The organism is Guptibacillus spartinae, assembly GCF_028610625.1.
In the GTDB taxonomy this organism is placed as follows: Bacteria; Bacillota; Bacilli; order Bacillales; family Guptibacillaceae; genus Guptibacillus; species Guptibacillus spartinae.
On the sequence record NZ_JAQQWU010000001.1, the window covers coordinates 114,904 to 128,062 of the forward strand.

14 protein-coding genes are annotated in these 13,159 nt (G+C 41.0%); 5 read left to right on the top strand and 9 right to left on the bottom strand.

The annotated features are described in order from the left end of the window. Positions 1-63 precede the first annotated feature (63 nt). Together PQ511_RS00595 and PQ511_RS00600 are read left to right on the top strand one after the other, a co-directional pair. On the top strand, positions 64-1,098 hold the full coding sequence (locus PQ511_RS00595) for an LCP family protein (RefSeq protein ID WP_337957730.1): 1,035 nt from the start codon (positions 64-66) through the stop codon (positions 1,096-1,098). 118 nt (positions 1,099-1,216) lie between these two features. Then, the gene (locus tag PQ511_RS00600) at positions 1,217-2,065 is read left to right on the top strand and encodes a YihY/virulence factor BrkB family protein (RefSeq protein WP_273849983.1); all 849 of its coding nucleotides are present in this window, start codon (positions 1,217-1,219) and stop codon (positions 2,063-2,065) included. On the opposite strand, the gene PQ511_RS00605 is transcribed toward PQ511_RS00600, so the two are convergent. The 5 genes from PQ511_RS00605 to PQ511_RS00625 all read right to left on the bottom strand — a co-directional run bounded on the left by PQ511_RS00605 (position 2,062) and on the right by PQ511_RS00625 (position 5,699). Further along, entirely contained in the window at positions 2,062-2,865 is an 804-nt protein-coding gene (locus tag PQ511_RS00605; RefSeq protein WP_273849984.1) for a two-component system sensor histidine kinase NtrB, read from the bottom strand. The genes PQ511_RS00600 and PQ511_RS00605 overlap by 4 nt on opposite strands. A 163-nt stretch (positions 2,866-3,028) precedes the next feature. Then, positions 3,029-3,235 (bottom strand): heavy-metal-associated domain-containing protein, encoded by a 207-nt coding sequence (locus tag PQ511_RS00610; RefSeq protein WP_273849985.1) that lies wholly within the window; start codon positions 3,233-3,235, stop codon positions 3,029-3,031. Positions 3,236-3,301: 66 nt separating this feature from the next. Next, complete coding sequence (locus tag PQ511_RS00615) at positions 3,302-3,421, bottom strand: DUF6254 family protein (protein ID WP_273849986.1); 120 nt, start codon at positions 3,419-3,421, stop codon at positions 3,302-3,304. 60 nt (positions 3,422-3,481) lie between these two features. Beyond that, complete coding sequence (locus PQ511_RS00620) at positions 3,482-4,324, bottom strand: polysaccharide deacetylase family protein (RefSeq protein WP_273849988.1); 843 nt, start codon at positions 4,322-4,324, stop codon at positions 3,482-3,484. Between the two features lie 100 nt (positions 4,325-4,424). Continuing rightward, a complete protein-coding gene (locus PQ511_RS00625; protein ID WP_273849989.1) occupies positions 4,425-5,699 on the bottom strand; it encodes an NCS2 family permease in 1,275 nt (424 codons plus the stop codon). A 183-nt stretch (positions 5,700-5,882) separates the two neighbouring features. Between PQ511_RS00625 and PQ511_RS00630 the strand changes: the two genes are divergently transcribed. Both PQ511_RS00630 and PQ511_RS00635 read left to right on the top strand, forming a co-directional pair. Beyond that, positions 5,883-7,163, top strand: a complete 1,281-nt coding sequence (locus PQ511_RS00630) for a purine/pyrimidine permease (RefSeq protein ID WP_273849990.1) — start codon at positions 5,883-5,885, stop codon at positions 7,161-7,163. Between the two features lie 64 nt (positions 7,164-7,227). After that, a complete protein-coding gene (locus PQ511_RS00635) occupies positions 7,228-7,662 on the top strand; it encodes a universal stress protein (RefSeq protein ID WP_273849991.1) in 435 nt (144 codons plus the stop codon). A gap of 37 nt (positions 7,663-7,699) precedes the next feature. Here the strand turns inward: PQ511_RS00635 and rpiA are convergent, their stop codons facing one another. Beyond that, positions 7,700-8,365, bottom strand: a complete 666-nt coding sequence (gene rpiA / locus PQ511_RS00640; RefSeq protein WP_273849993.1) for a ribose-5-phosphate isomerase RpiA — start codon at positions 8,363-8,365, stop codon at positions 7,700-7,702. A gap of 348 nt (positions 8,366-8,713) precedes the next feature. Between rpiA and gndA the strand changes: the two genes are divergently transcribed. After that, positions 8,714-10,126, top strand: coding sequence for an NADP-dependent phosphogluconate dehydrogenase (gene gndA, locus PQ511_RS00645; protein ID WP_273849995.1), 1,413 nt, complete (start codon positions 8,714-8,716; stop codon positions 10,124-10,126). A gap of 46 nt (positions 10,127-10,172) precedes the next feature. Here the strand turns inward: gndA and PQ511_RS00650 are convergent, their stop codons facing one another. From PQ511_RS00650 to zwf, 3 genes are all read right to left on the bottom strand, one after another. Continuing rightward, positions 10,173-10,751 (bottom strand): hypothetical protein, encoded by a 579-nt coding sequence (locus PQ511_RS00650; protein WP_273849996.1) that lies wholly within the window; start codon positions 10,749-10,751, stop codon positions 10,173-10,175. 78 nt (positions 10,752-10,829) lie between these two features. Then, positions 10,830-11,453, bottom strand: coding sequence for a cyclase family protein (locus PQ511_RS00655; protein WP_273849997.1), 624 nt, complete (start codon positions 11,451-11,453; stop codon positions 10,830-10,832). Between the two features lie 130 nt (positions 11,454-11,583). Beyond that, positions 11,584-13,077: a glucose-6-phosphate dehydrogenase gene (gene zwf, locus PQ511_RS00660; RefSeq protein WP_273849999.1), complete on the bottom strand. Its 1,494-nt coding sequence runs from the start codon at positions 13,075-13,077 to the stop codon at positions 11,584-11,586. Positions 13,078-13,159: the final 82 nt, after the last annotated feature.

The window sequence follows — 13,159 nt, forward strand, 5'->3', positions numbered from 1 at the left end:
GTGGTGACACGAATGGTCTATAAATAACGAATGATGATTTATATTGAAGGAGATAAAATTTCTATGAATGACAAACAAATGGAACCTCGTCGTCGATATAAACCGAAGAAAAAACGCCGAGGCTTACGAATCACGCTTTTGCTATTATTACTTATTATAGTCGGTATTGGTGGATACGGTGGATATCTTTATTATAAAGTATCAAGCGTTTCTGACAAATCATTAATGCAACCAAATCGAGGCGAACAGTCTGATCTTAGAGACAGTGCAGTCGATATAGGAAAAGATCATTTTTCAGTGTTACTACTTGGTGTTGACGATGAAGAAAATACATCGAACGGTCGCAGTGATTCCATGATGGTCGCAACTTTCAATCAAGATGATAAATCCATGAAGCTTCTCAGTATCCCGCGCGATTCCTACGTTCAGATTCCGGGTAGAGGGATGGACAAAATTACTCATGCTCACGCGTTTGGTGGCATTGACTTAACAATTGACACAGTTGAAGGCTTGCTCGGCATTCCGATTGATGAAGTCGTTCGAGTTAACTTTGATGCGTTTAAAACAGCCATTGATGAGCTTGGCGGAATTGATGTTACGATTGAATCGCAACTTATAGCTGATCAATTATATAAAGAATCAAAAGGTAAAATTGATTTGGAGGTTGGTGAGCAAACGCTAAATGGTAAAGAGGCACTTGCTTTTGCAAGGACACGTAAGGCAGATTCAGATTTGAAACGTGGACAGCGCCAGATGGAAGTGATTACAGCTGCGATCGACAAAGTAAGCTCCCTTTCCTCTATACCAAAATATGGCGATGTTGTGGATCGAATTGGAGAAAACTTAACGATGAGTTTTACGTTTAATGAAGCTCTCGGCCTATATCCGTTTATTTCTAAGATTGATTCAATTGAAAAGCTTCAGCTAACAGGAACCGACTTCCAACCAGCTGGAACCTATTACTTTAAGCTTGATGATCAGTCGTTAGCTACTGCTAAATCAGAACTTCGATCTCATCTTAATCTAGAAGACCAAATGGATGATCCAAATGGGAATATGAATGCTTTAGATGGAGAACAGGGTGAAACAACGCCTTAGAGAAATAGTTAAATCGAAAGGAGCAGACATCGCGTCTGTTCCTTTTTGATTGGGAGTATGATTACACCACAACAATATCGGGAAAGGGGTTGGAGAATGTTAGAAAGGGGTTAACGAAATGGCGGGATTAACGTTTGTTAAAAAGCTTGGGAAAGAAATAGGTGAGGATCGCGTGACGAGTCTTGCAGCTGAATTGGCCTATTATTTTATGTTATCGATCTTTCCATTACTTATTCTTATTCTCTCAATCCTTCCTTATCTGTCCATTGACAAGCAGGAAGCGGTGAGTTTTCTAACGAAATATGCTCCCGGAGAGACAGGGAGCATCCTTCAGGACAATGTTCTCTCCATTATCAGTGAGCCGCAGGGAGGGTTATTAACAGTCGGGATACTTGGCACAATCTGGTCAGCTTCAAATGGTATGATGGCATTAATGAGAGCATTGAACCTTGCGTATGATGTAGAAGAAACAAGATCGTTTATTAAAGCACGCCTTCTCTCCATTGTTCTTACAATAGGGCTTGTGCTTGTCTTTATTGTCACACTCGTATTACCTGTTTTTGGAGATGTGATTATTGATGCCGTCACATCTGCTCTGAATCTTCCGAGCTCGACGGAATTTCTTTTTCGTATTCTTCGCTGGGTCATTGCTGTGGCAATCATGGCATGCATTCTTGCAGCGTTATATCGCTTTGCACCAAATAAACATTTCCCTTTTAAAGAAGTTATTATTGGAGCTATCGTTGCAACCGTAGGCTGGCAGGTGATTTCCCTGGCGTTTGCTTTCTACGTAAGTAATTTCGGTAATTATTCTGCAACTTATGGAAGTCTTGGTGGCGTTATTATTCTAATGCTGTGGTTTTATTTAACTGGCATGATTCTGCTCATAGGCGGCGAGGTAAATGCGCTTCTTCATAAAAGGAAGCGAACGGCTAGTGTTAGTGAGCAGGAGCAAATTGGTTTTTAAATCAAGTGCAGCAAAGGCAGTTGAATTGAAAAGGTTGTACCGAAAGATGGAGAACTTTTCACATTCATCGACCCGTTATGACTTTGAATAATTTGTTTGCTAAGGAACAGGCCAAGGCCAGTTCCTTTTTCTTTTGTTGTATAAAAAGGATTAAAAACACTATCTTGTGTGGAAGCGTCCATCCCGATCCCATTGTCTCGTATGTTGATTGTCACAAAATGAAAATGTTGATGAACTGATAGTGAAATGAGCCCATCCTTTCGGTTCGTTATGCGGATCGCTTCGAGCCCATTCTTTATCACATTTAAAAAAACTTGCTTTAGCTGTCCTTGATTCATCATAACTTCAATTGGCTGTTTGAACTTCTGGAGATTGTTGGTTAATTCGCATTTATTTAATTTTGCTTCGCTCTGAAAAAGAAGCAGCATATCTTTAAGGAATGGGATAAGGTCCATACGCTCTGTCGTCTGTTTTGCTGGTCGAGCGAGCTGTAGGAACTCTTCTACTAGATTGGTTGTACGTTGTATTTCTGCTAATAATAAATCGGCTATCTCACTTTTTTGCAACTTATCAAGATCAGGTTTGATTAGTTGTAGAAACCCTTTCATGATCGTAAGAGGGTTTTTAATTTCATGGGCCACGCCCGCTACAAGGATATGGATGCTACTTAAAGCGTGATTTTCAAAAGCTAACGTTTCCAATTGATGTATCAAGTGATTGTGTTCTTCTATTGTTGGCGATGGGTCGTGTCGTGGAATCAACGGGCGAATCCCTTTCGTATTTAATTTAGGCTGCTCCAAGTCCGTTACCCCTTTCGTTAACTATTTCTAAACGGATAATTATAGAGTAACACCCAAAAATTGCGAAAATTGAAAGTTTGTCGGAAATAATTCAAGTGTTTTTGAAAAAAGTTGTTTGATTTTGACATAAAAAAGAACCTGCACGGTACAGGTTCTTTTTGAGTTAAGCAGGTTCATAACCTGCTTCTTCAATTGTTTGCATAATCGTCGATTGCTCAACCGCTTCTTCATCAAATAAAATCGTGACCGTTTCTTTTTTCAGATCGGCTAACGCGCGTTCTATTCCATTTAAAGAGAGAAGGGCAGATTCGATTTTCTGAATGCAGTTCTCACCCTTCATACCTGCTACAGAGATCGTCATTTCATTCATTTGGCTAAACTCCTTTCTTTATCTAGAAACCATTACCCGAATGAAGAGGAGTTTAATCTGGTGTAGCTAAGGCTTATTCGGAGTTTCACTTGAAAGCTGCTCTAAAGATTTGATTTTACCATGTGGATTTTGTGCTTCTTTTCTTTTGCGAAATTGTCTTTCTCGTTGTCCTTTCGACTGACTCATGCGTTTTTCACCCCTTATGATTGTGTTCTTTCATAAGGTGGCCTCAAGAACAAAATGTACTCACTGCAAATTATGGGAGTGTAGTTGAACAAAAGTGTACCCTTTTTTCTGTAAGGCGGGTATCGCTTTTTTCACGCCTTCTGCCGTTCCTCCGGTCGGTTGATTCATATGAAGAAGAGCAATATCTCCGGGTTGTGCTTGCAACAGAGCATCGTTTACCTGTTTGGCGGTAAATGTTGCGCCGGCATCTCCAAGTATGGTGTAATTCACAATTTGAATACCAAGTTCGTGAGCAACTTGAACGGCTACGTCATCATAATAAGCTGTTCCTGAACGGAAAAGTGTCGGTGATTCACCTGTAAGTCCCTCGATTTTCTCTTGATTCTCTTTCATTTCTTCAATTACTTCTTTAACCGAGGTTGTTCCCGAGATGCCCCAAGCTGACTCTCCGTTTACAGATAGCGGTTTGTGAAGCGTACCGTGATTTTCAATTTGAAAGAGTGGATCATGAGCAAGTTCTTGGAAGAGCGCAGTGTTTTGATCAATCCATCTGCTGTTAATAAAAAGAGTGGAAGGCACTTGCTTTTCTTTTAAATAAGTAATCAATTCCTCATCAACACCATTGCCGTGAGCACCGCCACAAGCATCAAATGTTAAGGCGATTTCCTTTTTAGATGAATGAAAATGAGTGTAAACACCAGCTACATTTTCACCAAATTCAGTTGGGATTTTGTTTTCGTATTTTGCAATGAGTTGTTCCTTGCTATTTTCCACAAGAAAAGAAGGGACAGATCTTTTCGTATTCGTCTCCTCTAGAAGTGATAGGTTATCTGCTTGTTGAATCTGACAACCCATTAGAAAGAAGAAAAGAAGGATCAATCCAATTTGTTTTACGAATGTCATAGTCATCACCAGAACTTAGCATATCATAGAAAAGATAGGATGAAATGGAAAAAACCTCCTTAGATGAAGATCAAGGAGGTTTGTCGAACTTTCTTACCCTCTAGATGGTGTGTAAGAAAAAGTTTATAAAAAACAGGCCTGCGATAATGTACATCGGTACAGGTACTTCTTTCCCTTTTCCTAAAGCAATTTTTAGGAACGGATAAGCAATGAAACCAAAAGCAATGCCGTCCACGATGCTGTAGGTGAGCGGAATCATTACAATGATCAAGAAGGCAGGAAATCCTTCAGAAAAATCCTGTAGGGAAATGTTTTGAATGGATGTAATCATCAGACCGCCAATAATAATCAGAACTGGTGCAATAGCCGAGTCAGGTATGATTTTGAAAATAGGGATAAAGAATAGCGACGTTAAGAACAATAACCCTGTTGTAATAGCTGTCATTCCTGTTCGACCACCAGCTGAGATGCCTGAAGCACTTTCAACGGTAGAAACTGTTGGACTTGTACCGAACAAACCAGAGGAGATAGCTGATATTGCGTTTGCCTGGTAAGACTTAGCGAACTTTCGCTGATCCGGTAGTAATCCAGTTAACAAACCCATATTCTCAAAGACAAGAATCATCGCCATTGAGAAAGTCGCGATCCAGAATGGAAGCATGAGAATGTCATCGAATGACATGGCAGCAAATACCGATCCATAGGATGAGAATGAAAAGCGATCTTGTTGACCAGTTTCAATTAATCCAAGCGACCACGCAAGTGCAGTGCCCGCTAACATACTGATAAGAAAGTGGCCTTTCACATTTCGGATGAAGAGAATGGCAGCTAATGCTAGCGTGGCGAGAGTAGCAATCACATGAGCGGACCCGAGGTTTCCAAGTGCCACAAATGTAGAATCGCTGGAAACGACGATCCCGCCTTTTTGTAAACCGATGAATGTAAGAAATAAACCAATTCCGACGGTAATCGCTTCTTTTAATGAACGTGGGATTGCTTTTGAAAGAACACCAGAGAGCGGTGTAAAAGCGGTTATCGCAAATAATATCCCTGCAACAAAGACAGAAGCGAGCGCCACCTCCCATCTTAGTCCCATTGATTCAACCATTGTATACGTAAAGAACGCATTTACACCCATCCCTGGAACGAGGATAATTGGTGCATTTGCGTAAAAACCAATTAACAGGCAGCCGACCACTGACGTCAGGACTGTTGCAATCATTCCTGCTTCAAAAGGAATTCCTGCATCAGCAAGTATTGACGCGTTAACCGCTGCAATATAAACAATTGTAAAAAATGACGTAATGCCGGCAAGAATTTCTTTCTTCAGTGAAGTATCGTGAGCCTGAAAATCAAAATGAATTTTCGTTTTCACTTTATTCCCTTCTTACTTGTGTTTCCCTCTCCCACCCGTGTATTTGAAAAATCAAATCACCAATAAAACAGTATATCAGAGCAAGAGATGTTTTTATAGTGGAAAAAAACGTAATGACCTGTGCGAACCGCTTTGATAAGATGAAGGTGTACATAATTCGTTTTGATGAAAGAAGGCTTTTACATGCGTAATACGTTATCTGCTCTTCAATGGGCGATCTTTATGATTGCAGGCTCGATCGTGGCGCCTGTTGCGATTGCAAGCTTGTTCCATCTAGATCCTGCGATGGCAGCAGGATTCGTTCAGAGAACAATGTTTGTTCTAGGCGTAGCTGGAATTTTGCAGGCTACGCTCGGTCACCGTCTGCCGATTAATGAAGGTCCTGCAGGGTTATGGTGGGGCGTCTTTGTTTTATATGCAGGATTAAGCTCCACGCTATTTGGGTCGGAGGTAGAGACACTTCAAGCGCTCGAACTTGCCATGATTGTTAGCGGAATTGTTTTTATCTTACTTAGCGCATTTGGTTTAGTAGAGAAGCTATCCCGTCTTTTTACTCCAGTCGTAACAGGGATTTATCTATTACTTCTTGTCGCTCAGTTAAGTGGCTCCTTTCTCAATGGAATGATGGGGGTAGGTTATCTGAAAGAGGGGATTGACCTTCGAATTGCAGGGCTATCTCTACTGCTAGTCATTGTATCCATCTGGTTTTCGAGATCCATGCCTGCAATGATTCAGCAGTATAGTATCCTGATTATTTTAATTGTCGGATGGATTTTATTTGCTGTGCTTGGATTAGCAAAACCAGTCGTTCTTCCAGAGGGAGGGTTCATTCAATTACCAGAGGTATTTGCGTTTGGTTATCCAACTTGGGATTCTGGAATGATTGTCACGGCGCTCCTTGTCACACTTCTTTTACTTACAAATATGATTGCAAGTATTAGGGTCGTGGAAGAAGTATTAAATAAGTTATCAAATTCTAAGCCAATGGGTCGGTACAGACAAGCAGGATTTATATCTGGGATTAATCAACTATTAGGTGGCGTCTTTTCGGCAGTGGGAAGTGTTCCCATATCGGGTGCTGCAGGATTTATTTTAACGACAGGGCTTAAACGAAAGTTACCGTTTATTTTGGGTAGTGGATTTATTATCGTCATTAGCTTATTCCCAGCGCTGATGGCGTTCTTTGCCGCATTACCCGAACCGGTTGGCTATGCTGTTATTTTTATTGTTTTCGTAAACATGGTCGGCATTGCGTTTAACGAGTTTAAAAAGGATGAAACAGAGGGAAAACCATTTATAATAGGCATTTCTTTTATGGTTGGGATTGGGACGATGTTTATCCCGCCAGAAGCTTTTCAGCAAGCCCCGCCTATTGCCGCTTCCATTTTAAATAACGGTCTGATTCTTGGCTCTATTACGGCGATTTTCACAGAGCAGCTCCTATTCAAAAAGAATCGTGATTAAAGTCACAGGACTTGTCTCGCTAAAGTGGTAAGCTGAAATCAGATCAGGGGAGGAGAATGGTGAGATGAAAAAATATAGTAAAATCCTTGTTGCTTTTGATGGATCTGAACTAAGTGTAAAAGCACTAAATGAAGCTATAGCCATGGGTAAAGAAAATGAGGCACTTGAAATTGATGTGGTTACGGCTCTAAATCCGACTGCTCAGATTAGCTCTGCCCTTGTTTATGCAAGTATCCTGAATGAACTTAGAAAAGAAGCTGTTGATATGTTAGAAGGAATTAGTGAAAAGTTATCCGTACAGCTACCAAATCATAAGATAAAAACAAAGGTTCTAGAAGGTAACCCTGGGAACGAAATAGTAGAATATGCAGATGAAAACGACCGTGATCTTATTATTATGGGGAGCAGAGGACTGAATGGGATACGAGAATGGTTTCTTGGAAGCGTTAGTCATGCGGTACTTCAAAGGTCTCATTGTCCCGTTCTAATCGTAAAATAATGAATGTGCGCCCGGCTTTATTAGCCGGGCGCTTTTTCTATTTTTCAATGTATGTAATGGTGTTTTCTTGTCCAATAATGGCTTTTGCTGCATAGCCTATAAACAGTCCGTTCTCCACTACTCCTGGAATTTGATTCAGTGTATCATGAAGCGTGGTTGGGTAATGAATTTCACCGAACGAGCAATCTACAATATAGTTGCCATTGTCAGTTAGAAAATTCGATTCATTTTCTTTACGAAGTGATGCGGCACACCCTAACTTTTCTAGCGCATTCACTGTTTTGGCATAGCCAAAGGGAGTGATTTCTACGGGTAGAGGAAACGTTCCCAGTTGGTTGACAAATTTACTTGAATCAGCAACAACAATCATATGTGTTGAATGGTAAGCAATCATTTTTTCGCGAAGTAAAGCACCTCCGCCTCCTTTAATAAGAGTTAGATCCTCTGTCAGCTCATCCGCTCCATCAATCGTAAGGTCGATGGAAGAAACATCTTCTAGTGATACGAGTGGAATGCCAAGTTCTTGAGCAAGTTTTTCCGTGTTATTCGATGTTGCAACACCTGTGATTTTCATCCCCTCTTTCACCATCCTGGCAATTTCAAGAATTGTCCAATAAACCGTACTCCCAGTTCCGAGTCCAACAGTCATGCCTTCTTGAACATAGGATGCTGCTTTTTTGCCAGCTAGTTGTTTTTCGTTCATAAACCCTTCACTCCTTCACTTATTCCAATATATTATTAATTATAATCGTTATAGGGCGTGTTTCCCAATGATGACGATTGAAAGCGCCTTCTTTGTTGTGAAGGTGGGATATTGAAAGATCTTGACTCGAAAGATCATCGATAAAATCGAGTGGAAACCACCTTTTTCTTAGTTACTAATCTTTGCACGCTTTCGTGGAAAGACGTATAATGCATACTGTCAGGCTGTTCGCGTGACTAGCTTAATGGCAAGTGCACATAATAGTGAAAGTGTATGAGTATCTTGAGTTCATGAAGTTCGCGGCAGTGGGTTCACGAAATTTTAGGGAAAAGAGTTGGAGGGAATAAGATGTCAAAACAACAAATTGGTGTAATTGGATTAGCCGTCATGGGGAAGAACCTCGCGATGAACATCGAAAGTCGCGGCTATTCTGTTTCCGTGTATAACCGCTCGGAAGAAAAAACGAAAGAAATGATGTCTGAAGTTGAGGGACGAAACTTTCAGGATACATACAGCATTGAAGAATTCGTTCAATCACTTGAAGCACCTAGAAAGATCTTGCTAATGGTAAAAGCAGGTATGCCAACAGATGCAACGATTGATCAGCTTCTTCCACATCTTGATAAAGATGATATTATCATTGATGGCGGGAATGCGTTCTTTAAAGACACGCAGAAGCGTAGCGAAGATTTGAAAGAAAAAGGTATTCGCTTTATTGGTACTGGCGTTTCAGGTGGAGAAGAAGGCGCATTAAACGGTCCTTCAATCATGCCTGGTGGACAACCGGATGCGTTTCGTGAAGTTGAAGATATCTTTAAAGCAATCGCTGCAAACGTTGATGGTGATCCTTGTACAACTTACATTGGTCCAGACGGCGCTGGTCACTATGTGAAAATGGTGCATAACGGCATTGAGTATGGTGACATGCAGTTAATCGGCGAAGCTTATTACATGATGAAGAACGTGCTTGGTCTTTCGACTGACGAGCTTCACGAAGTCTTTAAAGAATGGAATAAAGGTGAGCTTGATAGCTACCTCATTGAAATCACAGCTGACATCTTTACAAAGAAAGATCCTGAAACTGGCAAAGCTCTTGTTGATGTCATTCTTGATACAGCTGGACAAAAAGGGACTGGTAAATGGACAAGTCAAAGTGCACTTGATCTTGGTGTACCGCTTTCCATCATTACGGAATCTGTTTTTTCACGCTTCATTTCTGCAATGAAAGAAGAGCGCGTAAAAGCAAGCAAGCTTCTTTCAGGACCAAACGTGCCAGCGTTTGATGGCAATAAAGAAGAGTTAATTGAAAAGATTCGTAAAGCCCTTTATATGAGTAAGATTTGTTCGTATGCTCAAGGATTTGCTCAAATGCGCTACGCTTCTGATGAGTATGACTGGGATCTAGACTACGGCTCAATCGCGATGATCTTCCGCGGTGGATGTATTATCCGTGCTGGCTTCCTGCAAAATATTAAAGAAGCATACGACCGTGAGCCTAGCTTAACAAATCTTCTTCTTGATCCTTACTTCAAAGAGATCGTTGAATCTTACCAGAGCGCTACTCGTGATATCGTATCACTTGCTGTACAGCGCGGAATTCCGGTTCCTGGTCTTGCTAGTGCGATTGCATACTATGATAGCTACCGTAGTGAAACGCTACCAGCCAACCTACTTCAAGCGCAGCGCGACTACTTTGGTGCTCATACGTACCAACGTATTGACCGTGAAGGCGTGTTCCACACAGAATGGCTTGAAGACTAAGAGCTAAACTAAACCGCTAATCACTTCCTTTATCGTAAGGAGGGAATTAGCGGTTTTTTACGTTGTACACGATTTTTCTGAAAGTGAGAATGATCTTCCAGATAACACCAATTATAATCAGGACAAAACTAGCATAAATGCATACCCATTTGATCGAGGTGAAGAAAGGGGCAGTCCATGAGATGACGGGCACTTTATTGGGATAAAAGAACATCACAGCGGATGTTGATAGATTCTCTAAGTAATCAAATAGAATACCGAAAAAGGGAAGTAGGTTTAGGAGTTGCCATTTTGCGCTGGTAATAGACTGATAGAGAACAGTAAGGGAAGCGGTTAAAAAGAACCAGTAAACGAGTGGCCAGATAACATCGAAGCTAAAGCGCTCTTTAATGTAATAGCTTCTTCCGCTTTCTCCATATTGTTCTGCAACGCTATATAGTTTTTTTGGAGTATAAAAGAAAGAACCATCTGGAGAATCACTCGTTTGGGTGACTTCATAAGATCGATCTGATACTTCGGGAAGAATAAAAATGAGGAATAGGGCGAAAATGATCACAGAGAGGAAGCACATGCCTGGCGTTAAGTGAGAACTTAATTTTTTTGATAGAGAAGTTAGGAACTTCATAAAACCCCTCCTGTAAGGTTAGATAAATTTTAGAATAGAAAGCAAGCCAGGGAACCTCCCTGGCTTGCTTTCTTTGTATTAGGCTTCTTTTAATCCTTCAAACAAGAGAACGCGTGCAGGGGATGCATCTGTTCCTTGTAACTTCAATGGGGCAGCAACCATGAAGTATTCTCCAGCTGCCACGTCTTTTAGACGTAAGCCCTCCATGATGATAACATCTTTTTCAAATAAAGAGCGGTGCGTAGGATGTTCTGGTTGGCTACGCTCAATGCCAAGACCATCTACCCCTACGCCTCGAATGTTACGTTCAGCGAGATAGCGGGCTGCATCTTCCCCAACGAAAACGAAGTCAAAATTAAATTCTTCCTCAAAAGAATTTTGTGATTTGAAAAGGATGAAGTCGCCTTCTTGAATGTCTTCTGCTTCGATATCTTTATCAGAGATCGCACCTTTTACATTCGTCACGTCAATTACTTTTGCTTGGCCTACTAAATCTTCTTGGTTGATTGATTCAAATGTTGCTCCATCGTTCATCATGTGAAGAGGCGCATCAACGTGTGTACCAGTATGTACATCGAGAGAGAGACGAGACTCTGTTACGTGTCCATTCGTTGTTGTGTTGATTTCAGGCTGCTTTTCTTCTTTGTTTTTATAAACCGCCATACCATTAAATATAGGTGCACTAACATCGTACATTTTCATATATAAGCACTTCCTTTCAAGTAGTAGTGTATATGATAAAGAAAGATACGTGAAGCACGTATCTTTCTTTTGTCATTTAAAATTGCGCGCTTGACCAGCGCTTGTCGACCCTAAGCGGCCACTTCCGCTTTTACTCTTTCGGTAATGGCCACCAGTGGAGGTTGTCTTTCTCTAGAAGCTCATCTGCTGCTTTTGGTCCCATTGAACCAGCTGGGTAGTTCGGGAAGTCTTTTTCTTTCTCGTTTGCCCATGTAACCGAAATAGGATCAATGAACTGCCATGAGAGCGCCACTTCATCCCAGCGTGCAAAGTTTGTAGCATCACCGCGCATAACATCATGAAGAAGACGTTCATACGCTTCTGGCGAGTTCATGTTATTTTCTTGATCGTTGTTAAAGCTCAACTGGATTGGCGTTGTTTTTCGCATATCGCCTGTATCCTTGGCATTCAAGTGAAGGGTAATGCCTTCTTCAGGTTGAATATGAATCACAAGAATGTTTGGTCCTAGTTTACCACTTTCATTTTTATACAGATTCATTGGTAAGTCTTTAAACTCAATGAGAATCTTAGTGGATTTGTTCGTCATACGTTTACCAGTTCGAATATAGAACGGCACGCCTGCCCAGCGGAAGTTATCAATCATGAGCTTGGCAGCTACAAAAGTTTCTGTATTGGATTCCTCGTCAACGTTGTCTTCTTCGCGATAGCCAGGAAGGGTTTCTCCGTCAACTTCTCCTTGCTTGTATTGGCCACGAACGAAGTAATCATTTACTTCTTCTGGTTTTACAGCTCGAAGGGAGCGAAGAACTTTCACCTTTTCACCGCGAATTTCTTCTGTTGAGAGACTAACAGGTGGTTCCATCGCAAGTAGTGAGACCATTTGAAGAATGTGGTTTTGAACCATATCACGAAGGGCGCCGGACTTTTCGTAGTATCCTCCGCGTGTTTCAACACCAACCGTTTCACTAGATGTGATTTGGATATTGGAGATGTGTCGACTGTTCCATAGAGGTTCAAACATTGAGTTTGCGAAACGAATCGCTTCAATATTTTGGACCATTTCTTTTCCTAAGTAGTGGTCAATACGATAAACTTCATCTTCAGAAAAGACCTGGCGAATTTCATCATTCAACTTTTGAGCCGATGGGAAATTGTGGCCAAACGGTTTTTCAATAACAAGACGATTAAAGCCTTCTCCATCAGTTAATCCTTCAGAATCCAAATTCAATGCAATTGTTCCAAAGAATTCTGGAGCCATCGCCATATAAAAGATGCGGTTTCCTGGAATATTGAATTTTTCATCGAGTGTTTTTGTTAATTCATTTAATTCTTGATAAGATTCTTTCTTCGTTACATCAAATGGTTGATAGAAGAAGTGACTGCTAAATTCCTCATGTTTGTCATTTTTATCCATGCAAGCTGTATGTATCACAGAATCATGAACGTTTGCACGGAATTCTTCATTTGTAAGCTGTCTTCTTGCTACTCCCACTACAGCGAAATCCTCAGCAAGTACACCTTTGCAATAGAGGTTATACAGTGATGGGAATAGCTTGCGTTTGGCAAGATCTCCTGTTGCACCGAAAATAACGATAACAGAAGCCTGTTTTGATGGTTGATTCATCTTTGTGACCTCACTTTTTCATTATTGCTGTTCCAGAGGGAACGTATGGACGGAACAGTGAATTCCCTACTTCATTTAGTAA